Consider the following 22,263-nt stretch of genomic DNA (forward strand, 5'->3'; position numbering starts at 1 on the left):
TATCAAATTGCTATTGACCTTAATTTATCATTACGCTAAATTTAACTCATCGAATGGAGCTATAATTTATCAAAACCATTCATGCTCTTTAATAATTTAGCTTCCTCCTTGCAAACGGGAGGCCAAAGTGAAGTTAGCTTTGGGATTGGTGAATGCGCAGGCTGATGCGCTGAGACGTTAAGTGCGAATTGGTTAGCGCTGAACCAGCGGTAATCGGTCAGGCGGACGCAGCGTTATGTCTATGCGATTGAAACGCACAATGTAGGAGTTCAGCACCTACCACCAATCACCAAAGTTAACTAACTGAGGATTTTATTATGAACTCAAGACAGCGTTACAAATTACGCAGGAAAGAGAAGCGCATGGAACAGCGCAAAGAAGAATCACGGAAGGTTAATTCATTCGATGTTATGGCGCAGATAATCGTTGAGTTGAAGAAACTCAAATCAGCACAAGACACACGCAAGCAACCACGGCTACGCAAGCCGATTATGAGTGATGGAAGTGTTACGGTAAGGGGATAGATATGAACTTGAACATAGAACAACATCTAAAAGAATTCATTCTCTTTCTTGCTGAGAGAGGTATTGATGCAAAAGATGTATCCACGAATGAATCAATGATGAGTGAGTTAATGCTTAAATTTTATTATCACCAAATAGAGTTCTGTGATGCTGTCCTTGAAGCACAGAAACACTCACCAACTCGAATAAAGCAATTATTAACAATCAATTAAAGGGTTATTAGCGGATGGGAAAAATAACATATGTTATTGAATACAAAAGCGGCAAAGAACCTCAACCCGATATAGGAATGGATGCTTTAGGCGGGCGGGTAATTTCAGCGGCCGCATATAACTTCAGAGACAGACAGTTAACTCATGCTGAAGCTGGCGCAATTCTTGACGCAATTAATCATTATGACCTTAAAGAATCTTGCGAAAGATTTGCAACAAGTTACAACACATTGATAGCAAGATTAAAATCGTTAACGTAAAAGCAGGCACAGTTAACTAATTACAGTCCATCAAGGTGGGCTGTGGTGAGTTGATTAATAGATAGGAGGTAGAAAATGGAAATTAAAAGTTTATTAGACGAAATCGAAACAACGAAGCGCGCCATACAGCGGGCAGATAATGTGCTTGATTTTAACAAAAGGGATGCATCCATTACTTGGATGGTCTGTGCAGATAATAACACTTCGTTCAGAGCATTTGCAGACCAAGAGTTTCTCATTGAGGCCGTCAAGTCTCAGCGTGAAGTATTTATAACTCGACTGCAAAAACTGCAAGAAGCGGTGACAGTAGTTGAGAAAGTTATCGATGGGCTTGTTTGATTACTAGCATCGTGTTTAGTTAATAACGGAGAAACAATATGTTCGATTACATAAATGAGACTTACGGCTTAAACATCAAAAAAGGTGACCGTGTTCGATATACCTTCGGTAATGGCTCAAGAGAAGGAACAATAGTTGGAACCCATGCAGGGAATCTAAAAATAAAAATGGATGGCGATGATTATGCTGATATTTATCACCCCACTTGGGAACTTGAGTATCTATAGGGAATAACGGAGGGAGTATGACAATAACACTGAAGGTATATAAAGACTCGCCAGAGCATAGTGAGTATATGAAAGCTCGATTCCCAAAGGATAGGCGTCACCATTCTTGCTCAAATGAAACATTCGAGTACAAAGGTCACCGCTGGAAATACCAAGTAACCAGTTTCGATGATAACGGCGACTATGATTTGCTGTGGCGTCCAGATGGTAAAGAGCCTGAGTTGATGGCGAGTGATGCGACATTGCGCGACTACTTTGCAGCTAAATGCATGCAAGGTGATTGGGCAACAGAGCGCATGGATAGCGGGTATTGGTCACAGGATGACATTGACGCCATTTCCAAGGATAGAGCTGAAACCTACTACCGCATGGCAGATGCAATGTTAAAGGCTAGGGGGTGATATGGAATTTAAAGGTAGTAAATCACCATGGCACATTGGTTCACATCCATTTGAATACCGAAATAGACATACTATTCGGAGTGACGATAACACTGTTATAGCCCACGTATCGCAACCTAGTGACAATGAACAATCAGCAAGAGCCGATGCCGATGTCCGATTAATCGCAGCAGCACCAGAGTTATTAAGTGAGCTCATTCGACTACGAAACATAGTTGCAAGCTACAAACAGGACAGCGGCGACAATTTAGATATCACTGACGCTGTCATCGCAAAAGCCCTCGGTCAGCAGTAACCCACCACAAACATTTCATATCGCTATTAATAGTGAGGAATACGCACATAAGGAACATAGGAAATGGCAAATGAATTAGTCGTAATTGAACAAGCTACAGCACTAGATTTGTTTACGGCACCAGAAAAAGTAAATCAGATGCTAGAGCATATTAAATCTCTTGCAGAAGAAGAGCGTAAAGAACTCGACAGTGATTTCTCAGTAGCTAAAAACCGAAAGGCTTTTGCATCTCTGGCGTACAAAGTTGCTCAAACAAAAACGTATATCGACAAGGAAGGTAAAGCAGTTGTCGATAAGTTAAAAGAGCTACCCAAAAAAGTTGATGCTAGTCGTAAGTTATTTCGTGACGAATTAGATGCATTGAGCACAGAAATTCGCAAGCCACTAACCGAGTGGGAAGAGCAAGAAAAAGCTCGTGAAGAAGCTGAGGCGCTCAAGAAGCAAATCGAGCTTGACCACGAAGAAGCGCTGCAAATGAACGAGTTGTTTGATTTACGCAAAGCCGAAGAGGAACGCCAGCGCATTGCTCGTGAAGAAGAAATGAAGCGTCAAGCTGCGGAACAGGCAAGACTTGAAGCTGAGCGCAAAGCACAGCAAGAAATTGAAGCGGCAGCACGGCGTGAGCGTGAAGCAAAAGAAGCCGCTGAACGTGCAGAGCGTGAAAAGCAGGAAGCAATTCAACGTGCAGAGCAAGCAGCAAAAGAAGCTAAGGAAAAGGCAGAGCGTGATGCTAAAGAAGCTCAGGAGCGAGCCGAACGCGAGAAACAATTAGCTATCGAAGCTGAGCGCAAGAAAGCACAAGAAGCAGAACAAGCGCGATTAGCAGAAGAAGAACGTAAGCGTCAGGAAGAAGCTAAACGTCAGGAAAATAAAGAACATCGCCGTGTTATTAATAAAGAAGCACTGCAAGCCTTAGTCAGTAACGGATTTGATGAAAAATTAGCGACTGAATTTATTAAGCTAGTTGCAAGTAACCAAATCCCCCACATGACAATGAATTACTAATACCCACCGCACCAACACCAGAACCTAAATAACAATCGCTATCAATCGATAAGTGAGGGTTTCGCACATCCAGAGGTAAGCATGAGTATTGATAAACACAAACTTTGCATAGCTCAACAACAAGCATGGCGCGCTATTTATCTCAAGGATGAGAACGGATGGAGCGAAGCAAACGAAACATTAAAAACAGCATACGGAGTACAACATGAACGCAAAGCAGAAACACGCAAAGCAACAGATATTCACCCTACTTCGCGAGTCTGAAATGACCGAGAAACAAGTCGAATTATTGTTTGCTGATTGGAAATTTAAACAGCAATGCGAAAAGACAAATCGCATTTTACGTCAGGTTGATACTCGTGGAGCGTATGAATTCACGTAAGGACTCAGCATGAGAATTTCAGAGTATGAAAATTTCGTCATCATTCCAGACCGTGAACACCTAGCAAATCAGGATGATGAGCTAACTAATGAAATGGCTCAGCGGTTTTATGATGCCCTTCCCTCATCGGTCATACGGAAAATGACGACTCAAGAATCAGATGAAGCATGGAATGCTTTTTTTGAGGCTGCGAAAGAAGAGAGATTTCATCAATGAAAGAAGGTATTTATTACGACATTTCAAATGAGGACTATCACCATGGATTAGGTATTAGCAAATCACAATTGGATCTTATAAACGAAATGCCAGCTGAATATATTTGGAGCAAGGAAGCTCCTGTTGATGAAGAAAAAATAAAGGCATTGGATTTCGGGACTGCGATTCACTGTCTTTTGCTCGAACCAGAAGAGTACAGTAAACGATACAAAATAGGCCCCGATGTAAATAGACGGACCAATGCAGGGAAAGAAAAAGAAAAGGAATTCTTTGACATGTGCGAAAAGGAAGGGGTAACCCCTATCACTCATGACGATAACAGGAAGTTAATGATTATGAGAGAAAGCGCACTAGCACACCCAATAGCAAAATGGTGCTTGGAGGCTGATGGAGTATCTGAAAGCAGCATTTACTGGAATGATGAGGATACAGGCATTCTTTGTCGTTGCAGGCCAGACAAGCTTATTCAAAAGCACAACTGGATTGTTGATGTAAAAAGCTCTGCCGATATTCAAAGGTTCGACCGCTCGATGTACGAATATCGATATCACGTACAGGACTCATTTTATTCCGACGGATATAAGTCATTAACAGGCGAATCACCAGTCTTTGTCTTTCTCGTTGTAAGCACGACTATCGACTGCGGTAGATACCCAGTTAGAGTCTTCAATTTGGACAAACAGGCGAAAGATATTGGCCGAACAACATACAAGCAAAACTTAAAAACGTATGCAGAATGCCTAAAAATGGATGAATGGGCAGGCATACGCACACTATCACTGCCCTATTGGGCTAAGGAATTAAGGAATGAGTAACCCACCGCTAGCTCAATCTGATTTGCAAAAAACTCAAGGAACAGAGGTTAAAGTTAAAACTAAGGACCAGCAACTAATTCAGTTCATTAATCAGCCAAGCATGAAAGCCCAATTAGCTGCCGCCCTGCCTCGCCACATGACACCTGACCGCATGATTCGCATTGTAACAACAGAGATTCGCAAAACACCTGCACTAGCCACTTGTGATATGCAAAGCTTTGTTGGTGCTGTTGTTCAGTGCTCACAATTAGGGTTAGAACCTGGCAACGCTTTGGGTCATGCCTACCTGCTCCCTTTTGGTAACGGGAAAGCTAAATCAGGGCAATCAAACGTACAGTTAATCATTGGCTATAGAGGGATGATTGATTTAGCCCGCCGCTCAAACCAAATAATCAGCATTTCAGCTAGAACAGTAAGACAAGGTGATAACTTTCACTTTGAATACGGACTTAATGAGGACCTAACTCACACACCTAGTGAAAATGAAGATTCACCTATTACACACGTGTACGCAGTGGCGAGATTAAAAGATGGTGGCGTCCAGTTTGAAGTCATGACGTATAACCAAGTTGAGAAAGTCAGAGCATCTAGCAAGGCTGGACAAAACGGCCCATGGGTTTCTCACTGGGAAGAAATGGCAAAGAAAACCGTTATTCGTCGTTTGTTTAAGTACCTCCCAGTCTCTATCGAAATGCAAAAAGCTGTCGTTCTGGATGAAAAGGCAGAGGCTAATGTGGACCAAGAAAACGCTACTATTTTTGAGGGGGAGTATGAGGAGGTAGGAACCGATGGCTAGTCGCGGAGTAAACAAGGTAATTCTCATTGGTCACTTAGGCCAAGACCCTGAAATTCGATACATGCCAGCAGGTGGCGCAGTAGCAAATCTCACACTAGCCACATCGGAAACATGGCGTGATAAGCAATCGGGTGAAATGCGCGAGAAAACAGAGTGGCATAGAGTGTGCATTTTCGGAAAGTTAGCTGAGATAGCAGGTGAATATCTGAAAAAAGGCTCACAAGTCTATATCGAAGGTTCTCTGCAAACCCGTAAATGGCAAGACCAAAGCGGTCAAGATCGTTATACCACAGAAGTCGTGGTTAACATTGGCGGGTCAATGCAAATGCTAGGCGGTAACGGTGGTAATAATCAGGCAGGAAGCCAGCAGCCAGCGCGACAACCTCAGCAGCAACAAGCGCCGCAGAATGAGCCACCGATGGATTGGGATGACTCAGATATACCATTCTAACCCTTCCCTATGTAATTTAACCAAAGGATATATTTGCAAGGATGCAAGCAGGAGATAGATATATATGGCAAAACTAACCAAAAAAGAACTGGCATGGATTAAAAAGGTTCAAAAGGTGTTGGATGAATGCCCGTCAGAACGTCTTGGCTTCTATACAACTGGCGACCCAATGGTTTGGATTTATGACAGAAGTAAAGAGCCCGAAGTGAGTGAATGGATGAATAAAAACAAAGGTGACTTTTGCTTAGCAACTAAAGCAATGGACGCTGACTTTTTTACTTATATCGACTTCCCAGCGCCAGTTGAATCAACGGCTGGATAATTTAACTCGCAGGGATGCAATGAATAAAAAAGCCGCCACAGAGAGGACGGCAAGGGGACGTGCAGGAATGAAACTTATAATTTATCTGTGTATGCAGTTTAAGAATAGTTAAGGCATGGAATTTAGCAAGGAAGCTAGATAAAAAAATGCCGACACAGGGAGGTCGGCGAAAATTGCACAGCTTGTTACTACTCTTTCGGGGTTAAGTGTAGAAGGTAAATAAGTGTTTGCCATGAAACGTTTTAATCCTAGCGATTAAATGGATGCAATGAATAAAAAAATGCCGACACAGGAAGCATCGGCGAGGACTACAAAAATAATTAGAAAGTTCAAATTAACTATAGGTCATAAATTAAAAACAATGATGAATTATTTTAATCATATCGATTAAATATATGCAATAAAAGGAATAAATATGAGTAAGCAGATGGTTTTAGTTGCAAGGACAAATAAGGTTGGCTCTGATTCTGAAACTGGTTTAGGAATGACCGAGGCTGAATGGAACCAATTAACTGAATCTGAGCAAGGTGTAATTATTAGCGATGCAATAGAGTCGCTTATTGATTACTGGGTACAACCTGAAGATTAAAGGTGGAGTGATGGATAAACGGCAAATATTCGAACAATTCATGACGCAAGAATTAAACGCTGACTTAGAAAAAGACTCCGAAGGTAATTATATTAACCTATTCGTAGCTAACACATGGAATGGATTTATTTTCGGATGGAATGCGGCAATAGAAAATAAGGGTGAGTGATGGATAAATCAAGGCAGCAATTTGAAGCGTGGTTTGCACCACAGAAAGAAGAAATGAAGCGGAATGGGTTAGGTATGATTTCGATAACGAGAATACACCAGCGCCAATGGATGGCATGGCAAGCATCACGCGAGAGTTTAGAAAAAGAACGCGACGAAGCCATTAAGCATTTAATTCTAGTTTTCCAACAATACGCAAATAATGACCATTTATTTATGTCGGCTGGCGAGAATGCTTGCGAGTTTTTAGATAATTTAGGCTACGGAATTGATACTGGTCGAACTCTTGAATTAACCGATAAAGGTAAGCAATTAATTAAAGAGACGTGGGAATGAAATTAACCACCAATATAAACACGCCTATATTTATTCAAAAGTAAACAACCATGAAAATAATCGGATATGTATTACTGCTTGTGATACAGGGTTCTGCTGTGCCTGTATCTGAGCAAATATACACACAGCAAGAATGCGAGAGCCGTGCCATGCAATTAATGCAGGTGCGGGATGTTGAAATTAAATGTGGTGAGGTTTTCAGATGAGCGAAATTAAATCATTAGCAGATGGTGACAAATTAAATAACGAAACATGGAATAACTTTATTGAACGACTTAAATATCACAACCAAGGCGAAGGTGTTAATTATCACTACACTGCAAGCCCAATATTCACAGTTAGAGAGAAAGTCAAAGTAACTGGCAGTGACGATGACGAAGTTGGGATTTATTGTGAAGATAATTATTACGATGATATCGACGAAGCATTTAATGACCTTGAAGAAGATATAGCCTGTAAGGTTCGTGAATATGTCGATGAATTTGAAGTGTACGAATGGGATGAATTAGACGACCACAGTAAAGCCGATGCAATTAATAATGTCATATCCGACTCATATATTTACTACTGGAAATGGGATTATAGAACTGTAAATTCACATCTAACAAAAGAAGCTGCTGAGCGATTTATTAAGCGCAAGCAGCACGACTACGGCAAGCTATCAATATATGTTGAGTCTGCTTACTGGTGCTGGGAATTGCGAACAATAATTGATGCAATGATGAATGGTAAAATTAAATACGTTGGTGATGAATAATGAAATATAAAGTCGGCGATAAGGTTAGAGTAGTTAAAGATATTCTCGGCTCTAATCTTGTTGGTTATGAATGCGAAGTAACATCGATTGATAATAGTGAAACTTTAAATATTGGAGTTAATTTTCCTGATGGTATTGAAACGTATTTCGCACAAGGTGAATTGGAGTTAATCAATGAAACAAGTTCAAGCAATGACGACGTTAGTTTTAATTGATGGCGTTACGTATCAAATAGCATTACCAAAACAATATGTATTTCTTCAGGCAAAGCAAGCGCTAATGTTCGTTCAAGAGTTCGGTGGTTTAATTATTCCATGTGAATTTACTAATATAAAACCAATGGAAGCTGACGAATTGCCTTTTAATATAAGTGATAGCAAGGATGAAGGCTGACTACGGTGGAAGCCACACACCAAAGGAATTGCGTGATAGATGGCAAACTCCACTACCTTTATTTACAGCATTGGACGCTGAATTCGGTTTCTATTTAGATGCTGCCGCCGATAGAAATAACCACCTTTGTGCTCATTACTTAACCGAAAAAGACGACTCGTTAAATTGTGATTGGGAAAGTTATGGCGCTATTTGGATTAACCCACCCTATTCCAATATTCAGCCGTGGATTAATAAAGCCGCTGAGCAATGTAAAAAACAATTACAGCCTATAGTAATGCTAATTCCGTCTGATACATCAGTAGGCTGGTTTAATTCAGCGTTAGAAACAGTTGATGAAGTTAGATTAATTACAGGAGGAAGGATTTCATTTATTAACGCTGCTACAAACAAACCAGTTAACGGGAATAACAAAGGCTCAATGCTTTTAATATGGCGTCCGTACATTAAACCTAGAAAGATAATTAGCACTGTCGATAGAGATGAGTTGATGAATATCGGCAATCAAATATTAAATGAATGGAAAATAGCATAGGTGAATTATGAAATTAATAATTCGCGGCGAAGTCACGCCCACTGAAAGGATTGCTATTAATACGGCATTGGAAGCCCACAAAAAGAATCACAACCGAACAGGAATAATCGTTAATCACAAGATAAAGATAGGGAAGAATATCTACCCTGTCGAAATTCAAAACTGTCAAAAGTCTTATATGGTAACAATGAGAAATAAAAGGCAGAGGATATGAATGAGCAGATATTAGAGAACGGACGTAGAAAAATAGCAAGGGAATGCAGAGACAAATTAAAGCAACTAAAAAAATCAGCGATAAACAAAGCACAGCAATACTCAAAGATTACCTACCCAAGTTTAAATTAACACTCACCAAAGAACACAAAAAGTTTCCACCAATCATGTGGCTAATTTGGTATGTCAATAGCATCGATAAGGAGATTAACGGTGACAGGAATAACCATATCTAGAAAAGAAGCAGCAGAAATAATTGGTATAACTGAAAACACGCTATCACAGTGGTGCAAGCAAGGAATGATTGCATTCACAAAGAAAAACCCGCTAAAGAAAAACTCCCCTTATTTATTCACTAGAGCTGCATGTATTGCAGCGGCCAATAAATCAATTCACACTATACCAGTGAACACTGGTGAGACAGGAGAAAGGAAACCATGTCAATATTCCAAAGAGGAAAAATCTGGTACGGGGACTACACGACGCCAAGCGGCAAGCGTATCAAGGAGTCTCTTGGCACAACGAACAAGAAGCAAGCACAGGAGTTACACGACAAACGAAAGTCTGAACTGTGGCGCATAGAAAAGCTTGGTGACTTCCCTGACGTCACATTTGAGGAGGCGATTGTTCGTTGGATAGAGGAGAAAGCTGATAAAAAATCACTGGATGATGATAAAGGTCGGCTTTCCTTTTGGTTAGATCACTTCGAAGGTGTGAAGCTGAAAGATATAACAGAGGCAAAAATTTATGCAGCTGTAAGCAAGATGAGAAATAGGAAGGTTAGAGAGCGGTGGGAAAAGCAAGCTGAAGCTGCTAAGCGAAAGGGAAAGGAAATCCCTGCTTACTCAGAAGTACAAGTAACAACAGCTACCAAAGCAAAGCATTTGGCAATTATGAAGTCATTGCTAAGAACTGCTGAGAGAGAATGGAAATGGCTGGAAAAGTCACCAGTTATTAAAGTGCCAACTGTGAGAGAAAAGCGGGTTCGGTGGCTAGAACATCACGAAGCGCAAAGGCTGATCCGTGAATGCCCTGAACCACTGAAATCCGTAGTTATATTTGCATTGGCTACTGGACTGCGACGTTCCAACATAATCAATTTAGAGTGGAATCAGATTGATATGCAAAGAAAAGTCGCTTGGATAAATCCAGAGGAAAGCAAATCAGGTCAGGCTATCGGTGTTGCATTGAATGATACATCTTGTCAGGTTCTTAAGGAACAAATAGGAAACCATCACAAATGGGTATTTGTTCACACTGAATCCAAAAAGAGACCAGACGGAACATTAACGCCAAGCGTTAGAAAAATGCGAGTTGATTCTAACACAGCATGGAGAGCCGCACTGAAAAGAGCAGGAATAGAAAACTTTCGCTTTCATGACTTGCGGCATACATGGGCAAGTTGGTTAATTCAGTCTGGCGTCCCACTTTCAGTTTTACAGGAAATGGGCGGATGGGAATCAGTTGATATGGTGAGAAGATATGCACACTTAGCACCTAATCATTTAACTGAACATGCGAAGCAAATAGACACTATTTTCGGTACTTGCGTCCCAAATACGTCCCAGTTAGCAAAAGTGGAGAATTTTAAGTGATGGTAAGTGATTGAAAATTAATGGTACGCCCTACAGGATTCGAACCTGTGACCTACGGCTTAGAAGGCCGTTGCTCTATCCAACTGAGCTAAGGGCGCATTGATAATGCAGGCAGCCTATCTGGCTGATGGCGTTGAATTATACGGTTGCTGAGCGCTGAGTCAATGGCTTTTCGCTACTAAAATAACTATATGCTCATTTTATGTAATAGTTTGAACTGACAAGGGCGCTAACTTCTGACAAAATAGAGCCATTACCGTGTCTCATATATGGATTAAGTTACAGATGTTAGCAAAAATTATTGATGGGAAAACGATTGCGCAGACAATTAGGCAGGAAGTTGCCCAAAAAGTACAATTACGTTTAGAACAGGGAAAACGTGCTCCCGGTCTTGCCGTTATTTTAGTCGGCGCTAACCCAGCTTCACAAATCTATGTCGGCAGCAAACGCCGTGCTTGTGAAGAAGTCGGTTTTATTTCACGTTCTTATGATTTACCAGATACAACGACAGAAGCTGAATTACTCAAGCTAATTGATGATTTAAACCAAGATCCTGAAATTGATGGAATTTTAGTTCAATTACCATTACCTGCCGGTATTGATAACGTCAAAGTCATTGAGCGCATTCATCCAGACAAAGACGTCGATGGTTTTCATCCCTATAATGTTGGTCGCTTGTGCCAACGTGCACCACGCCTTCGTCCATGCACTCCGAAAGGGATTGTTACTCTACTTGAGCGTTGCGGTATCAACACTTATGGTTTAAACGCCGTCATTATTGGCGCATCCAACATTGTTGGTCGTCCAATGAGCCTAGAGCTTCTGCTAGCAGGTTGCACCACAACAGTAACGCATCGCTTTACCAAAGATTTAGAACACCATGTTCGCCATGCTGATTTAGTTATCGTCGCTGTGGGGAAACCCAATTTTATTCCTGGTGAATGGATTAAACCTGGAGCGATTGTGGTCGATGTCGGTATTAATCGTTTAGAGAGCGGCAAAGTCACGGGGGATGTCGATTTTGACGAAGCCGCGAAAAACGCCGCTTGGATAACCCCAGTTCCTGGTGGTGTTGGCCCAATGACTGTTGCAACTTTAATTCAAAATACCCTTCAGGCATGTGAAGAGTACCACGATATTTAATGTAATTTTGGAGTTATCATGGATATATTCAATTTAGATGGCCATCCACACGTCGAACTGTGTGATTTGCTAAAAATTGAAGGCTGGGCTGAAAGCGGAGCAATGGCAAAAGCCATGATTGCAGATGGCTTAGTTGAAGTTGATGGCGTGGTCGAAACACGCAAGCGCTGTAAAATTGTAGCGGGTAAAATCGTTTCAATGGGCAGCGAAAAAATCAAAGTTGTAGAATAGATGCAATTAGGTAAGCTGAAAAACTTCAGCTTACCTCCTTTCTAGAATCAACAATGCACTCCCCCTCCCTTTTATTCAAAATATTCTGATTTATTACAAGACTGACAAAGCCATTTTGAAGTTCTAGAAGAATTTTTTCTTTAAATCATTTTTACTGTATTAAGCATTTAAGCAATCAAATATATTGAAAATCTAATTTATTGTTTTATATAAATAAAAATCTTCAGCAACCACTTCAGCTTTAACTTAAAACAGATAAAAAATGCGAAAATCACCCCTTAAAAAATTTAACTTAGATCTCATTTTTTGTATTTCACACCTTAACTGCATAGACAAGACTAAACGATTCAGCTAATCTTGTTAACGATAACATGATTAACAAATAATCAGGTCCGCTTGCAAGTCTTCTGGCTGATCCGTCTATGAATAATAATCAGGAGAAATTATGTTTAACTTACCAATAAGTGATATCCACCTTGCAGCTGCTGCATCTGATAAAAAAAATGCAATAGAACAAGTCGCTAAGGCATTAGAAAATGCTGGCTATGCAAAAAGCGGTTATGCGCAAGGGATGCTTAACCGAGAAACCCAAGCTCCTACCTTTTTGGGAAATGGCATCGCTATCCCACACGGGACAACAGAGACACGAGACCAAGTGTTGAAAACAGGTTTTGCTGTTTTCCAATTCCCTGATGGTATTGATTGGGGTGATAACCAAACTGCTTATATTGTTATTGGCATTGCCGCTCAATCAAACGAACATCTCGAATTACTTCGTCAATTAACCCATATAATCAGTGATGAACACACAGCGGATGCAATGGCCAAAGCAAACACTCCCGAAGCCTTAAAACAACTTCTAATGGGTGAACGCCAAACTCAACCGGTGAAACTTGATGACTCTATGGTCACCGTTAATGCCAGTGTTGATAATATAAACACATTAAAAATACAGAATATTATTAACCTACAAAACGCCCAAGCTGTTAGCACCGACTTCATTACCCAAGTTCTCACTCAAACACCTTCATATTTAGGTCAAGGTATTTGGTTAAGTGATAGCCCTATTGGAAATATTCAGAATGCAATTGCAATAGCGACCGTAAAAAAACCATTTAACTATCAAGATAACCCAGTCAATGCCCTGATCACCCTTTCTTATGCCAACTATCAAATAGAGTCTTTTTTAATAAAAATTAATGACTTATTGAAAAATAAAGAAGTAAATCTAATTTCCGATGATGGTAACGTTAACAGCCTAATTGGTTTATTGCGCAGTGAAAACTCACACGCAGAAAACGGATCATCGAATACGAGTACATCTGGAATCACTCAGGACTTCACCGTTCTTAATCCACATGGGTTACATACGCGCCCTAGCACCCAGTTAGTTACCACCATTAAGCAATTCGAAAGCACGATTACCGTCAGTAATCTTGATGGTACTGCAACTCCCGTAAATGGCCGTAGCTTAATGAAAATTGTTAGTTTGGGCGCTAAATGTGGGCACCGTTTACGAATTCACGCAGAAGGCACAGATGCACAAGAAGCCATCATTAGCATTGGCGAAGCAATTAATTCAGGTCTTGGAGAAGAAATCGCATGAGCAGAAGAGTCGCCACTATCACTTTAAACCCCGCCTATGATTTGGTTGGGCTTTTGCCCGATATACATCGAGGTGATGTGAATTTAGTCAAAACGGCTGGGCTTCATGCCGCTGGAAAAGGCATAAATGTGGCCAAAGTACTTAAAAATTTAGGAATTGATGTCACTGTTGGTGGTTTTTTGGGCAAAGAAAACCAAGATGGTTTTCAAAAAGTTTTCAGCGAAACAGGAATTGCTAATCGCTTTCAAGTTGTTGAAGGCCGCACCCGTATCAATGTGAAACTGACAGAGCACACCGGCGAAGTTACCGATTTTAACTTCTCAGGCTTCAGTGTCACTAAAGCGGACTGGCAACGTTTCGTCACCGACTCACTTAGCTGGGCAGGTCAGTTTGATATGATTTGCGTCAGTGGGAGCTTGCCTCAAGGAGTTGATTTAAAAGACTTTACTCAATGGATGTTACGCCTTAGAGAACAGTGCATGTGTGTCATTTTTGATAGTAGCCGCGAAGCCTTTGTTGCTGGGCTCAAAGCTTCTCCTTGGTTAGTAAAACCTAATCATCGTGAACTTGAAATTTGGGCAGGCAAACCGCTCCCAACTCATCAAGATATCGTTGATGCCGCGAATCAACTTCGCCAACAAGGTATTGCGCATGTAATAGTTTCTTTAGGCGAAAAAGGCGCTATGTGGGTCAATTCATCAGGCGCTTGGTTTGCTAAACCACCTGAATGTGACGTTATTAGTACCGTTGGCGCAGGGGATTCAATGGTTGGTGGATTAATTTATGGGTTAATGATGAGGCAAACAAGTGAGCACACACTACGCTTAGCTACCGCTATCTCCGCGCTTGCAGTCTCTCAACCCAATGTCGGTATCACTGACCGAGCGCAACTTGCACATATGATGACAAAGGTTGACTTACAACCGTTTACGGCTGAATGAGGATGAAAAACATGAAAATATTAATCGCTCCAAGCCACCAGCACGGCCCTGCTATTTGCTGGCTAGCCATCGATGCTTTAAAGAATGTATCTGCCTTACAAAATATCACTTTCACTGAACAACTTACTGATGCAGATATTGTGATTTGTTTTGATACCGAGTTACCTGAAAATTTTAATTGTGCAGATAAAAAAATCTATTTCGGTCACCCCGATATCGCTGTTAGGCAACCTGCTGAATTCCTAACATCAGCAATTAACGAAGCCACACTTTGTGAGCAACACATCAGTGAGCCACAGCACACAAAATCGTACTCTGTATTAGCCGTTACAGCGTGCCCTACAGGGGTTGCGCACACCTATATGTCTGCAGAAGCACTTGAAGCTGAAGCAAAAAAACGCGGCTGGAATATCAAAGTTGAAACCCGTGGTTCTGTCGGGGTTGGGAATGAAATTACGCCAGAAGAAATTGCACAAGCTGACTTAGTCATTGTCGCAGCTGATATCGAAGTCAATGTGGATAAGTTTACGGGGAAACCCATGTACCGCACCTCCACCAGTGCCGCATTGAAGAAAACAGCACAAGAAATGGATAGAGCAGTAAAAGAAGCGAATATATTCACACCACAAAGCGGAAAAACATCAGCGCAAGCGAGTAGTTCGACAGAAAAGCGCGGAGTATATAAGCACTTACTTACCGGGGTATCATATATGCTCCCCATGGTTGTCGCTGGGGGGTTGTGTACTGCGCTTTCATTTGCATTTGGCTTAGATGCATCCAATGTAGAAGGATCACTGGCTTGGGCGCTTAGCCTCATTGGCGGGCAAACTGCCCTTGCCTTAATGGTCCCCGTGTTATCCGGTTATATCGCCTATTCCATTGCCGACAGAACGGGTTTAACCCCAGGTTTAGTCGGTGGGGTACTTGCAACCACTTTAGGCGCCGGTTTCTTAGGCGGGATCATTTCCGGTTTCCTTGCGGGTTATAGTGCTCACTTTATTAGCACCCGATTAAAATTGCCGCAAACTATGGAAGCGTTAAAACCAATTTTAATCGTGCCACTCATTTCCACTTTATTTACGGGTTTAGCCATGATCTATGTTATTGGTCACCCTGTAGCGTGGTTAATGGATTGGCTAACTAACTGGCTAAATACCATGGGGACGACTAATGCGGTGATCTTAGGCGCAATTTTAGGAGCGATGATGTGTACGGATATGGGAGGCCCTGTCAATAAAGCGGCATATGCCTTTGGTGTCGGTCTATTAAGTTCACAAACCTATGCACCAATGGCGGCAATTATGGCAGCGGGGATGGTGCCACCGCTGGCAATGGGTGTTGCAACACTATTAGCACGACATAAATTTGTACCTGCTGAACGCGAAGCAGGTAAAGCCTCTTTTGTTCTCGGTTTATGTTTTATTTCAGAAGGTGCAATCCCATTTGCCGCCAAAGACCCGATTCGTGTTCTTCCTACTTGCATTATTGGTGGCGCAATAACAGGGGCGCTATCCATGTACTTTGGTATTCAGCTAATGGCACCTCACGGTGGTTTATTTGTGCTGTTAATACCCGGAGCTATTAATCATGTATTGATGTATTTATTCGCGATAGTGGCTGGTACGGTGGTTTCAGGTGTGCTTTATGCCATTGTCAAAAAAGCGACGCCCAAACAAGCCCAACAAGAAATGGCGAGTATCGCTTAACCACATAACTTGAATTCCTATTCCTAGTCCCTGTTGGTCGTCTTATTTCCCCCTTAACTGGGGGATTTTTTGTCCAATGAGAAGAAGATAATATTATTCTTACTCGAAGGCCTTTCTATTGGTTGAGTATAATCATACAGAGATGAATCTAAACTTAAATTTTCTCGGTTTCTGATTACTTCACTGAGGTATTGAGCTAATTTTTGATTTTCCCCCACTTTTGAATCGCTATCTCCAGACCAGTTTGTAATATGGATCATTGGAACGATGAATTTTTTTTCAGCCTTATTAACAGTCATACTGTAACTATCCACAATTAAATTATCCATTGTCTGTACTGGTGCTGTTTTTAAAAGTTTTATCTTCAATTCCGCAAAACTTTGTTCTTTACCTATATTAAAAAAAGATGAGTACCCGTGAGTTTCAAAAACAGTTGTCGGTGACAAGACAACAACAGCGGTTGGCTTTTCCTTCAATATTTTAGTTAGAAATTTTATTAGTGGAGGCCTGCTAAAATCATTAAGAGACAATGGTTCATCTTCTATCTTTATATTTTTAATTGTTTTTTTGCCTACGTTTGTAATAATTTTTGGAGTGTTATCGACTTTACCAATATAACTAATAAAAGTTCCTTCTAATGGTACAACCCTCTGAGAAGGGTTGAAAAAGTTTCGGAGTTTTTGAATAAACCTCGTAACTGGCTGATTAATTTTATTTTTTATTCCTTTTATGCATCTAGTGATATTTTTGGATGCATTACCTGGGACTTGATGAGCTTTTATATACTCATGAGTAAGATAGCTATCATTATTATTCACATCTAGTTTAACTGTGTTTTGATTCGTTCTATGTACCATAATTACCCTACTCAAACTTTAATTGATGAAAATATATTCTATTTGCATCAATTATTTGGTAGATAGATAATTATTTCTTTCAATTTTAGCCAACAAAACAAAAACGGTTAGATATCAATATCTAACCGTTTGAATATATGAAAATTTATTTTTAAATCAATCAGTACTCAAAATGATAACTTGGGGAGCATACAAAAGTATGTGACCCAAGTAGCCAAGTGATGGCAACACCGCCACAGCGCGAAATATGACGCGTATTATTTGCGACGCCACGTAGTGCCAGATGCACCATCTTCAAGCACTATCCCCATGGCAGTAAGTTCATCACGAGCCGCATCCGCTTGCGCCCAATCTTTATTCTTACGTGCATCTAGACGTTGTTGAATTAATGCCTCAATTTTTGCCACTTCCGCATCATCTTCAGTTTGTGCGCCGCCTTTTAAAAAGACTTCTGGGTCTTGTTCTAGTAAACCCAGCACGCTTGCTAACTCACGCAATTGTGCAGCCATACCATTTGCTGCTGACATATCTTCTGATTTCAGGCGGTTAACTTCACGAACCATATCAAATAATACCGAATAGGCTTCAGGTGTATTAAAGTCATCATCCATCGCTTCAATGAAACGTGCTTTAAATTCATCACCACCAGCAGGTACGGCTGACTTATCTGTACCACGTAATGCAGTGTACATACGCTCAAGTGCTGAACGTGCCTGCTTCAAATTTTCTTCTGTGTAGTTTAATTGGCTGCGGTAATGGCCTGATAACAGAAAATAACGCACTGTTTCTGCATCGTAATACTCAAGTACGTCACGAATAGTAAAGAAGTTATTGAGAGATTTAGACATTTTCTCTCTGTCTACCATGACCATACCGGAGTGCATCCAGTAGTTCACGTAAGGGCCATCATGAGCACAGGTAGACTGAGCAATTTCATTTTCATGGTGTGGGAACATTAAATCAGAGCCGCCACCGTGAATATCAAAATGGTTGCCTAACGTTTTACTGTTCATTGCCGAACATTCAATGTGCCAGCCTGGGCGGCCTAAACCCCATGGGGATTCCCAACTTGGTTCGCCTTCTTTAGACATTTTCCACAAGACGAAATCCATTGGATTACGTTTTACATCAGCGACCTCGACGCGAGCACCTGCTTGCAACTGCTCTAAATCTTGGCGAGATAACAGACCATAATTTGGGTCGGTTTTAACTTCAAACATCACATCGCCATTCGCAGCGACATAAGCATGACCACGCTCTATCAAGCTTTGGGTTAATTCAATAATTTCACCAATATGACGCGTTGCTCGTGGTTCGCTATCAGGGCGTAAAATATTTAAGGCATCAAAATCTTTGTGCATTTCAGCCAACATACGCGTTGTTAGCGCTTCGACGCTTTCATTATTTTCTGCTGCACGTTTGATGATTTTATCGTCAATATCGGTGACGTTGCGTACATAATTTAAGTCGTAACCCAAATAACGTAAATAGCGGCTAATTGCATCAAATGCCACAAATGTACGGCCGTGGCCGATATGACACAAGTCGTAGATAGTGATGCCACACACATACATCCCAATCTTCCCTGCGTGGATGGGCTTAAACTCTTCTTTTTGACGACTTAGTGTATTAAAAATTTGTAGCATCTGAACTTTTCCATTTATTTGAAAAATGATTATCGATTTCTACCGATAAAATATCATGTTATTGAACCCCGATCACCTTAAGAATGCAAGGGTTTACCCGCTTCCTTTTCAGTTTATTGATTAGGTTTAATACACATCTATTATGCTATAAACGGTCGACTACGCTTCCTTCCGCTTCAAGTCAGGTTTTATCTGTGATATAAACGTGCTGATCTCAACGCTTTCGCAAGTTAGCGCACAAAAAACAATTATTCAGGATAGCTATTATGGTTACATTTCATACCAATCACGGTGACATTGTTATCAAAACGTTTGACGATAAAGCACCCGTTACAGTCGAAAACTTTTTAACTTACTGCCGTGAAGGTTTTTACAATAATACCATTTTCCATCGTGTTATTAATGGTTTCATGATCCAAGGCGGTGGTTTTGAGCCAGGAATGGAACAAAAAAACACTAAAGCGCCTATTAAAAACGAAGCAAACAACGGTTTAAAAAATACCCGTGGTACTTTGGCAATGGCTCGTACTAACGACCCTCATTCAGCAACAGCACAATTCTTTATCAACGTTGTTGACAACGACTTCTTGAACTTCCGTTCAGAGCGTCCAGATGGCTGGGGCTACTGTGTATTTGCTGAAGTCGTTGAAGGCATGGATGTTGTTGACAAAATCAAAGGTGTTTCAACTGGCCGCAGCGGGTTCCACCAAGACGTTCCACGCGAAGACGTCATCATTGAAAAAGTGACTGTCAGCGAGTAAACCTGAACGCATGTCCACTTACATCATTGCAGATTTGCATTTGAGTGAAGATGAACCGGCGATCACCGCCGGTTTTATTAATTTTATTCAACAGCAAGCCATCCATGCCGAAAGCCTATATATTCTCGGTGATTTTTTTAATTATTGGGTGGGCGATGATGATAACAATCCGCTACATCAACAAGTTGCCAACGAACTCAAACAACTCACTGACCGTGGAATTCCCTGCTATTTCATTCATGGAAATCGGGATTTTTTAATCGGTCAACGCTATGCGAAACAGTGTGGCATGACCATACTCCCACAGGAAACATTGCTCGAACTTTACGGCAAGCGCATTTTAATTCTGCATGGTGATACATTATGCATTGACGATGCTGCCTATCAAAATTACCGTAAAAAAGTTCATACCCCTTGGGTTCAACGGCTGTTTTTGTTACTCCCTCTTTTTGTGCGTCGCCGTATCGCGCAAAAAATGCGCCAAAATAGCCAGTATGCAAGCAGCATGAAAGCCGAGTCGATTATGGACGTCAATTCACAAGCCGTTATTGATGCATTACAAAGGCACCAAGCGCAATGGATGATCCATGGTCATACTCACCGCCCTGCCATTCATGAAGTGAATATTGGAGGCAAGTTGTATTATCGGGGTGTATTAGGTGCTTGGCACTATGAAGGTTCCGCCTTTGTAATTAACGAGCAAGGTATTGAACTGATTTTCTTTCCTTTCGAGTAATTTTGCCTAACGAACCATTTTTAATATATCGCCACAACTGTTTGCTCACTTATTAATCACGCAAACGTTTTCCTTGCTGCTTTACCATGATATGATCGAGACAATTCAATTTCCCACCTCAGGGTGATGTTTTTTTCAATACAGGAAAGCACCAAATGACTGCCCAAGTTCCTGCTCAATCTGCGGCAAAAATCGCCATTGTTATGGGTTCGAAAAGTGATTGGACGACAATGCAGCACGCAGCTGATGTATTAACAGAACTCCAAGTCCCTTTTCACGTCGAAATCGTCTCTGCACATCGCACCCCGGATAAGTTATTTTCCTTTGCTGAAAATGCGAAAAAAAATGGGTTTGATGTGATTATTGCAGGTGCTGGTGGCGCTGCTCACTTACCAGGAATGATCGCCGCTAAAACATTAGTCCCTGTTTTTGGTGTTCCTGTACAAAGCGCTGCATTAAGTGGTGTTGACAGCCTATATTCTATCGTGCAAATGCCTAAAGGTATCCCTGTAGGCACACTAGCCATCGGCAAAGCAGGTGCCGCAAATGCAGCACTTTTAGCCGCTCAAGTATTAGCAATAAGTGATACTGCTATTTTCAACCGCCTCTCAGCGTGGCGAGAAGCCCAAACCAATGATGTGCTAAACAACCCAGACCCGAGGGAAGCATAATGAAACCCGTTTGTGTGCTTGGTAATGGCCAACTCGGCCGCATGCTGCGTCAAGCGGGTGAGCCATTAGGCATTGCTGTTTTTCCTGTAGGGCTTGATGCAGAACCTGAAGCGGTTCCTTATCAGCAAAGCGTCATCACCGCTGAAATTGAACGTTGGCCAGAAACCCCGCTAACAAAAGAATTAGCTCGCCATAATGCCTTTATTAACCGTGATATTTTTCCACGTTTAGCTGATAGGTTTCCACAAAAAAGCTTATTTGATAGCTTACAACTTTCTACTGCACCTTGGGCATTATTAGAATCCCCTGAACAATGGCCTGAGCTGTTTGCCACACTCGGTGAGTTTCTCATTGTAAAACGCAGAACTGGTGGCTATGACGGGCGAGGTCAATGGCGTGTTCGCCCTGGTGATGAAAAAGACCTGCCTGCTGAAATTTATGGTGAATGCATCGTTGAACAAGGTATCCCTTTTGACGCGGAAGTGTCTGTCATTGGTGCCCGAAATGCAGCGGGGGAATCCGTTTTTTACCCGATCACCCATAATTTACACCAAGAAGGCATTTTGCGTACCAGTGTGGCCTTCCCTAAGTCAACTAATCCGCAGCAAGAACAAGCTCAAGCCATGCTCAGCGCAGTGATGGATGAACTTGGTTATATCGGTGTGATGGCAATGGAATGCTTTGTCGTGGGCAATAACTTGCTGATTAACGAAATTGCGCCTCGAGTACATAATAGCGGCCATTGGACACAAAATGGCGCATCCATTAGCCAGTTTGAGTTACATCTACGTGCTATTTTAAACCTGCCAATGCCATCTCCAGAGGTATATAGCCCTGCCGTGATGGTCAATTTAATCGGCACTGATGTAAATATAGACTGGCTGAGCTTACCCCTCGTTCACCTTCACTGGTATGAAAAAGAGGTACGCCCTGCCCGAAAAGTGGGTCATTTAAACCTTTCCCATCGTGACTGCCACCAATTATCTGCCACACTGGCGGCTTTGATCCCACTTCTGCCAAATGAGTACAAAAGTGGCATTGAGTGGGCAAATGCAAAATTAGACTGGTACTCTCATCAATAAATAGGGAAAATAGCCCGATTCGATGCCCGAAACTATTTTCGGGCATTATGCT

Annotated in this window: 36 protein-coding genes and 1 tRNA gene; 34 read left to right on the forward strand and 3 right to left on the reverse strand. The window is 41.5% G+C overall.

Annotated elements, in window-relative coordinates; genetic code table 11:
• Positions 1-317 precede the first annotated feature (317 nt).
• From M1F25_RS16230 to M1F25_RS16350, 25 genes are all read left to right on the forward strand, one after another.
• Entirely contained in the window at positions 318-524 is a 207-nt protein-coding gene (locus M1F25_RS16230) for a hypothetical protein (RefSeq protein ID WP_181488426.1), read from the forward strand.
• A 2-nt stretch (positions 525-526) separates the two neighbouring features.
• On the forward strand, positions 527-736 hold the full coding sequence (locus M1F25_RS16235) for a hypothetical protein (RefSeq protein ID WP_181488429.1): 210 nt from the start codon (positions 527-529) through the stop codon (positions 734-736).
• 14 nt (positions 737-750) lie between these two features.
• A complete protein-coding gene (locus M1F25_RS16240) occupies positions 751-996 on the forward strand; it encodes a hypothetical protein (RefSeq protein WP_181488431.1) in 246 nt (81 codons plus the stop codon).
• Between the two features lie 75 nt (positions 997-1,071).
• On the forward strand, positions 1,072-1,335 hold the full coding sequence (locus tag M1F25_RS16245; protein ID WP_110732185.1) for a hypothetical protein: 264 nt from the start codon (positions 1,072-1,074) through the stop codon (positions 1,333-1,335).
• 38 nt (positions 1,336-1,373) lie between these two features.
• Positions 1,374-1,562, forward strand: a complete 189-nt coding sequence (locus M1F25_RS16250; protein ID WP_004916536.1) for a hypothetical protein — start codon at positions 1,374-1,376, stop codon at positions 1,560-1,562.
• A 17-nt stretch (positions 1,563-1,579) separates the two neighbouring features.
• The gene (locus M1F25_RS16255; RefSeq protein WP_181489726.1) at positions 1,580-1,963 is read left to right on the forward strand and encodes a hypothetical protein; all 384 of its coding nucleotides are present in this window, start codon (positions 1,580-1,582) and stop codon (positions 1,961-1,963) included.
• A 1-nt stretch (position 1,964) separates the two neighbouring features.
• A complete protein-coding gene (locus M1F25_RS16260; protein ID WP_181488433.1) occupies positions 1,965-2,258 on the forward strand; it encodes a hypothetical protein in 294 nt (97 codons plus the stop codon).
• 63 nt (positions 2,259-2,321) lie between these two features.
• Positions 2,322-3,263: a cell envelope biogenesis protein TolA gene (locus M1F25_RS16265; RefSeq protein ID WP_181488435.1), complete on the forward strand. Its 942-nt coding sequence runs from the start codon at positions 2,322-2,324 to the stop codon at positions 3,261-3,263.
• A 205-nt stretch (positions 3,264-3,468) separates the two neighbouring features.
• Positions 3,469-3,645: a hypothetical protein gene (locus tag M1F25_RS16270; protein ID WP_181488437.1), complete on the forward strand. Its 177-nt coding sequence runs from the start codon at positions 3,469-3,471 to the stop codon at positions 3,643-3,645.
• A 9-nt stretch (positions 3,646-3,654) separates the two neighbouring features.
• The gene (locus M1F25_RS16275) at positions 3,655-3,861 is read left to right on the forward strand and encodes a hypothetical protein (RefSeq protein WP_181488439.1); all 207 of its coding nucleotides are present in this window, start codon (positions 3,655-3,657) and stop codon (positions 3,859-3,861) included.
• Entirely contained in the window at positions 3,858-4,676 is an 819-nt protein-coding gene (locus M1F25_RS16280) for a PD-(D/E)XK nuclease-like domain-containing protein (RefSeq protein ID WP_181488441.1), read from the forward strand. The genes M1F25_RS16275 and M1F25_RS16280 overlap by 4 nt, the downstream gene beginning before the upstream one ends.
• On the forward strand, positions 4,669-5,472 hold the full coding sequence (gene recT / locus M1F25_RS16285; RefSeq protein ID WP_131681033.1) for a recombination protein RecT: 804 nt from the start codon (positions 4,669-4,671) through the stop codon (positions 5,470-5,472). Before M1F25_RS16280 ends, recT begins: the two co-directional genes overlap by 8 nt.
• Positions 5,465-5,923, forward strand: a complete 459-nt coding sequence (ssb, locus tag M1F25_RS16290; RefSeq protein ID WP_181488443.1) for a single-stranded DNA-binding protein — start codon at positions 5,465-5,467, stop codon at positions 5,921-5,923. The genes recT and ssb overlap by 8 nt, the downstream gene beginning before the upstream one ends.
• Before the next feature lie 64 nt (positions 5,924-5,987).
• Entirely contained in the window at positions 5,988-6,245 is a 258-nt protein-coding gene (locus tag M1F25_RS16295) for a hypothetical protein (RefSeq protein ID WP_181488445.1), read from the forward strand.
• A gap of 415 nt (positions 6,246-6,660) precedes the next feature.
• Positions 6,661-6,834 carry a hypothetical protein gene (locus M1F25_RS16300; RefSeq protein WP_181489727.1) on the forward strand — a complete coding sequence of 58 codons (174 nt, stop codon included), beginning with the start codon at positions 6,661-6,663 and terminating at the stop codon, positions 6,832-6,834.
• A gap of 10 nt (positions 6,835-6,844) precedes the next feature.
• A complete protein-coding gene (locus M1F25_RS16305; RefSeq protein ID WP_172766999.1) occupies positions 6,845-7,003 on the forward strand; it encodes a hypothetical protein in 159 nt (52 codons plus the stop codon).
• On the forward strand, positions 7,003-7,338 hold the full coding sequence (locus M1F25_RS16310; protein ID WP_181488447.1) for a hypothetical protein: 336 nt from the start codon (positions 7,003-7,005) through the stop codon (positions 7,336-7,338). Before M1F25_RS16305 ends, M1F25_RS16310 begins: the two co-directional genes overlap by 1 nt.
• 50 nt (positions 7,339-7,388) lie before the next feature.
• Positions 7,389-7,544 (forward strand): hypothetical protein, encoded by a 156-nt coding sequence (locus tag M1F25_RS16315; RefSeq protein WP_181488449.1) that lies wholly within the window; start codon positions 7,389-7,391, stop codon positions 7,542-7,544.
• Positions 7,541-8,095 carry a hypothetical protein gene (locus M1F25_RS16320; protein ID WP_164529046.1) on the forward strand — a complete coding sequence of 185 codons (555 nt, stop codon included), beginning with the start codon at positions 7,541-7,543 and terminating at the stop codon, positions 8,093-8,095. Before M1F25_RS16315 ends, M1F25_RS16320 begins: the two co-directional genes overlap by 4 nt.
• Positions 8,095-8,310: a hypothetical protein gene (locus M1F25_RS16325; protein ID WP_164529047.1), complete on the forward strand. Its 216-nt coding sequence runs from the start codon at positions 8,095-8,097 to the stop codon at positions 8,308-8,310. Before M1F25_RS16320 ends, M1F25_RS16325 begins: the two co-directional genes overlap by 1 nt.
• The gene (locus M1F25_RS16330) at positions 8,270-8,488 is read left to right on the forward strand and encodes a hypothetical protein (RefSeq protein WP_164529048.1); all 219 of its coding nucleotides are present in this window, start codon (positions 8,270-8,272) and stop codon (positions 8,486-8,488) included. Before M1F25_RS16325 ends, M1F25_RS16330 begins: the two co-directional genes overlap by 41 nt.
• On the forward strand, positions 8,478-9,023 hold the full coding sequence (locus tag M1F25_RS16335) for a phage N-6-adenine-methyltransferase (RefSeq protein ID WP_164529049.1): 546 nt from the start codon (positions 8,478-8,480) through the stop codon (positions 9,021-9,023). Before M1F25_RS16330 ends, M1F25_RS16335 begins: the two co-directional genes overlap by 11 nt.
• 7 nt (positions 9,024-9,030) lie before the next feature.
• A complete protein-coding gene (locus M1F25_RS16340; RefSeq protein ID WP_164529050.1) occupies positions 9,031-9,237 on the forward strand; it encodes a DUF4060 family protein in 207 nt (68 codons plus the stop codon).
• A 43-nt stretch (positions 9,238-9,280) separates the two neighbouring features.
• Positions 9,281-9,472 (forward strand): hypothetical protein, encoded by a 192-nt coding sequence (locus M1F25_RS16345; protein ID WP_181488451.1) that lies wholly within the window; start codon positions 9,281-9,283, stop codon positions 9,470-9,472.
• Between the two features lie 201 nt (positions 9,473-9,673).
• Positions 9,674-10,831: a tyrosine-type recombinase/integrase gene (locus M1F25_RS16350; protein ID WP_181488453.1), complete on the forward strand. Its 1,158-nt coding sequence runs from the start codon at positions 9,674-9,676 to the stop codon at positions 10,829-10,831.
• A 21-nt stretch (positions 10,832-10,852) separates the two neighbouring features.
• Here M1F25_RS16350 and M1F25_RS16355 read toward each other — a convergent pair.
• Positions 10,853-10,929: transfer RNA gene (locus M1F25_RS16355), tRNA-Arg, on the reverse strand.
• 187 nt (positions 10,930-11,116) lie between these two features.
• Here M1F25_RS16355 and folD point away from each other — a divergent pair.
• From folD to fruA, 5 genes are all read left to right on the forward strand, one after another.
• Positions 11,117-11,974 (forward strand): bifunctional methylenetetrahydrofolate dehydrogenase/methenyltetrahydrofolate cyclohydrolase FolD, encoded by an 858-nt coding sequence (gene folD, locus M1F25_RS16360; protein ID WP_094960991.1) that lies wholly within the window; start codon positions 11,117-11,119, stop codon positions 11,972-11,974.
• Positions 11,975-11,992: 18 nt separating this feature from the next.
• The gene (ybcJ, locus tag M1F25_RS16365) at positions 11,993-12,205 is read left to right on the forward strand and encodes a ribosome-associated protein YbcJ (protein WP_094960990.1); all 213 of its coding nucleotides are present in this window, start codon (positions 11,993-11,995) and stop codon (positions 12,203-12,205) included.
• A gap of 445 nt (positions 12,206-12,650) precedes the next feature.
• Positions 12,651-13,811 (forward strand): fused PTS fructose transporter subunit IIA/HPr protein, encoded by a 1,161-nt coding sequence (fruB, locus tag M1F25_RS16370; protein ID WP_181488455.1) that lies wholly within the window; start codon positions 12,651-12,653, stop codon positions 13,809-13,811.
• A complete protein-coding gene (gene fruK / locus M1F25_RS16375; protein ID WP_181488457.1) occupies positions 13,808-14,752 on the forward strand; it encodes a 1-phosphofructokinase in 945 nt (314 codons plus the stop codon). The genes fruB and fruK overlap by 4 nt, the downstream gene beginning before the upstream one ends.
• Before the next feature lie 11 nt (positions 14,753-14,763).
• A complete protein-coding gene (gene fruA / locus M1F25_RS16380) occupies positions 14,764-16,458 on the forward strand; it encodes a PTS fructose transporter subunit IIBC (protein WP_181488459.1) in 1,695 nt (564 codons plus the stop codon).
• Between the two features lie 53 nt (positions 16,459-16,511).
• On the opposite strand, the gene M1F25_RS16385 is transcribed toward fruA, so the two are convergent.
• Both M1F25_RS16385 and cysS read right to left on the reverse strand, forming a co-directional pair.
• The gene (locus M1F25_RS16385) at positions 16,512-17,315 is read right to left on the reverse strand and encodes a hypothetical protein (protein WP_094960987.1); all 804 of its coding nucleotides are present in this window, start codon (positions 17,313-17,315) and stop codon (positions 16,512-16,514) included.
• A gap of 257 nt (positions 17,316-17,572) precedes the next feature.
• The gene (gene cysS / locus M1F25_RS16390; RefSeq protein WP_112307356.1) at positions 17,573-18,961 is read right to left on the reverse strand and encodes a cysteine--tRNA ligase; all 1,389 of its coding nucleotides are present in this window, start codon (positions 18,959-18,961) and stop codon (positions 17,573-17,575) included.
• A gap of 266 nt (positions 18,962-19,227) precedes the next feature.
• On the opposite strand from cysS, the gene ppiB reads away from it, so the two are divergent.
• From ppiB to purK, 4 genes are all read left to right on the forward strand, one after another.
• Entirely contained in the window at positions 19,228-19,722 is a 495-nt protein-coding gene (gene ppiB, locus M1F25_RS16395) for a peptidylprolyl isomerase B (RefSeq protein ID WP_004260260.1), read from the forward strand.
• A gap of 10 nt (positions 19,723-19,732) precedes the next feature.
• Positions 19,733-20,458, forward strand: coding sequence for a UDP-2,3-diacylglucosamine diphosphatase (lpxH, locus tag M1F25_RS16400; RefSeq protein ID WP_181488461.1), 726 nt, complete (start codon positions 19,733-19,735; stop codon positions 20,456-20,458).
• Between the two features lie 155 nt (positions 20,459-20,613).
• Positions 20,614-21,129, forward strand: a complete 516-nt coding sequence (gene purE / locus M1F25_RS16405; protein WP_165879185.1) for a 5-(carboxyamino)imidazole ribonucleotide mutase — start codon at positions 20,614-20,616, stop codon at positions 21,127-21,129.
• The gene (purK, locus tag M1F25_RS16410; RefSeq protein ID WP_004260270.1) at positions 21,129-22,211 is read left to right on the forward strand and encodes a 5-(carboxyamino)imidazole ribonucleotide synthase; all 1,083 of its coding nucleotides are present in this window, start codon (positions 21,129-21,131) and stop codon (positions 22,209-22,211) included. The genes purE and purK overlap by 1 nt, the downstream gene beginning before the upstream one ends.
• Positions 22,212-22,263 lie beyond the last annotated feature (52 nt).

It is taken from the genome of Providencia sp. PROV109 (genome assembly GCF_033681625.1).
Taxonomy (GTDB): Bacteria; Pseudomonadota; Gammaproteobacteria; order Enterobacterales; family Enterobacteriaceae; genus Providencia; species Providencia hangzhouensis.

What these genes read in the sequence shown, in the direction of transcription:
- M1F25_RS16320 (WP_164529046.1), top strand. Translation starts at nt 7,541, where the DNA reads ATGAGCGAAATTAAATCATTAGCAGATGGTGACAAATTAAATAACGAA.
- M1F25_RS16235 (WP_181488429.1), top strand. Translation starts at nt 527, where the DNA reads ATGAACTTGAACATAGAACAACATCTAAAAGAATTCATTCTCTTTCTT.
- purE (WP_165879185.1), top strand. Translation starts at nt 20,614, where the DNA reads ATGACTGCCCAAGTTCCTGCTCAATCTGCGGCAAAAATCGCCATTGTT.
- recT (WP_131681033.1), top strand. Translation starts at nt 4,669, where the DNA reads ATGAGTAACCCACCGCTAGCTCAATCTGATTTGCAAAAAACTCAAGGA.
- M1F25_RS16325 (WP_164529047.1), top strand. Translation starts at nt 8,095, where the DNA reads ATGAAATATAAAGTCGGCGATAAGGTTAGAGTAGTTAAAGATATTCTC.
- fruA (WP_181488459.1), top strand. Translation starts at nt 14,764, where the DNA reads ATGAAAATATTAATCGCTCCAAGCCACCAGCACGGCCCTGCTATTTGC.
- M1F25_RS16330 (WP_164529048.1), top strand. Translation starts at nt 8,270, where the DNA reads ATGAAACAAGTTCAAGCAATGACGACGTTAGTTTTAATTGATGGCGTT.
- ssb (WP_181488443.1), top strand. Translation starts at nt 5,465, where the DNA reads ATGGCTAGTCGCGGAGTAAACAAGGTAATTCTCATTGGTCACTTAGGC.
- M1F25_RS16385 (WP_094960987.1), bottom strand. Translation starts at nt 17,315, where the DNA reads ATGGTACATAGAACGAATCAAAACACAGTTAAACTAGATGTGAATAAT.
- ppiB (WP_004260260.1), top strand. Translation starts at nt 19,228, where the DNA reads ATGGTTACATTTCATACCAATCACGGTGACATTGTTATCAAAACGTTT.
- M1F25_RS16265 (WP_181488435.1), top strand. Translation starts at nt 2,322, where the DNA reads ATGGCAAATGAATTAGTCGTAATTGAACAAGCTACAGCACTAGATTTG.
- M1F25_RS16305 (WP_172766999.1), top strand. Translation starts at nt 6,845, where the DNA reads ATGGATAAACGGCAAATATTCGAACAATTCATGACGCAAGAATTAAAC.
- M1F25_RS16295 (WP_181488445.1), top strand. Translation starts at nt 5,988, where the DNA reads ATGGCAAAACTAACCAAAAAAGAACTGGCATGGATTAAAAAGGTTCAA.
- M1F25_RS16350 (WP_181488453.1), top strand. Translation starts at nt 9,674, where the DNA reads ATGTCAATATTCCAAAGAGGAAAAATCTGGTACGGGGACTACACGACG.
- M1F25_RS16315 (WP_181488449.1), top strand. Translation starts at nt 7,389, where the DNA reads ATGAAAATAATCGGATATGTATTACTGCTTGTGATACAGGGTTCTGCT.
- folD (WP_094960991.1), top strand. Translation starts at nt 11,117, where the DNA reads ATGTTAGCAAAAATTATTGATGGGAAAACGATTGCGCAGACAATTAGG.
- M1F25_RS16260 (WP_181488433.1), top strand. Translation starts at nt 1,965, where the DNA reads ATGGAATTTAAAGGTAGTAAATCACCATGGCACATTGGTTCACATCCA.
- M1F25_RS16280 (WP_181488441.1), top strand. Translation starts at nt 3,858, where the DNA reads ATGAAAGAAGGTATTTATTACGACATTTCAAATGAGGACTATCACCAT.
- M1F25_RS16230 (WP_181488426.1), top strand. Translation starts at nt 318, where the DNA reads ATGAACTCAAGACAGCGTTACAAATTACGCAGGAAAGAGAAGCGCATG.
- ybcJ (WP_094960990.1), top strand. Translation starts at nt 11,993, where the DNA reads ATGGATATATTCAATTTAGATGGCCATCCACACGTCGAACTGTGTGAT.
- M1F25_RS16310 (WP_181488447.1), top strand. Translation starts at nt 7,003, where the DNA reads ATGGATAAATCAAGGCAGCAATTTGAAGCGTGGTTTGCACCACAGAAA.
- cysS (WP_112307356.1), bottom strand. Translation starts at nt 18,961, where the DNA reads ATGCTACAAATTTTTAATACACTAAGTCGTCAAAAAGAAGAGTTTAAG.
- fruK (WP_181488457.1), top strand. Translation starts at nt 13,808, where the DNA reads ATGAGCAGAAGAGTCGCCACTATCACTTTAAACCCCGCCTATGATTTG.
- M1F25_RS16270 (WP_181488437.1), top strand. Translation starts at nt 3,469, where the DNA reads ATGAACGCAAAGCAGAAACACGCAAAGCAACAGATATTCACCCTACTT.
- M1F25_RS16255 (WP_181489726.1), top strand. Translation starts at nt 1,580, where the DNA reads ATGACAATAACACTGAAGGTATATAAAGACTCGCCAGAGCATAGTGAG.
- M1F25_RS16275 (WP_181488439.1), top strand. Translation starts at nt 3,655, where the DNA reads ATGAGAATTTCAGAGTATGAAAATTTCGTCATCATTCCAGACCGTGAA.
- lpxH (WP_181488461.1), top strand. Translation starts at nt 19,733, where the DNA reads ATGTCCACTTACATCATTGCAGATTTGCATTTGAGTGAAGATGAACCG.
- M1F25_RS16335 (WP_164529049.1), top strand. Translation starts at nt 8,478, where the DNA reads ATGAAGGCTGACTACGGTGGAAGCCACACACCAAAGGAATTGCGTGAT.
- M1F25_RS16240 (WP_181488431.1), top strand. Translation starts at nt 751, where the DNA reads ATGGGAAAAATAACATATGTTATTGAATACAAAAGCGGCAAAGAACCT.
- M1F25_RS16345 (WP_181488451.1), top strand. Translation starts at nt 9,281, where the DNA reads ATGCAGAGACAAATTAAAGCAACTAAAAAAATCAGCGATAAACAAAGC.
- fruB (WP_181488455.1), top strand. Translation starts at nt 12,651, where the DNA reads ATGTTTAACTTACCAATAAGTGATATCCACCTTGCAGCTGCTGCATCT.
- M1F25_RS16340 (WP_164529050.1), top strand. Translation starts at nt 9,031, where the DNA reads ATGAAATTAATAATTCGCGGCGAAGTCACGCCCACTGAAAGGATTGCT.
- M1F25_RS16245 (WP_110732185.1), top strand. Translation starts at nt 1,072, where the DNA reads ATGGAAATTAAAAGTTTATTAGACGAAATCGAAACAACGAAGCGCGCC.
- M1F25_RS16300 (WP_181489727.1), top strand. Translation starts at nt 6,661, where the DNA reads ATGAGTAAGCAGATGGTTTTAGTTGCAAGGACAAATAAGGTTGGCTCT.
- M1F25_RS16250 (WP_004916536.1), top strand. Translation starts at nt 1,374, where the DNA reads ATGTTCGATTACATAAATGAGACTTACGGCTTAAACATCAAAAAAGGT.
- purK (WP_004260270.1), top strand. Translation starts at nt 21,129, where the DNA reads ATGAAACCCGTTTGTGTGCTTGGTAATGGCCAACTCGGCCGCATGCTG.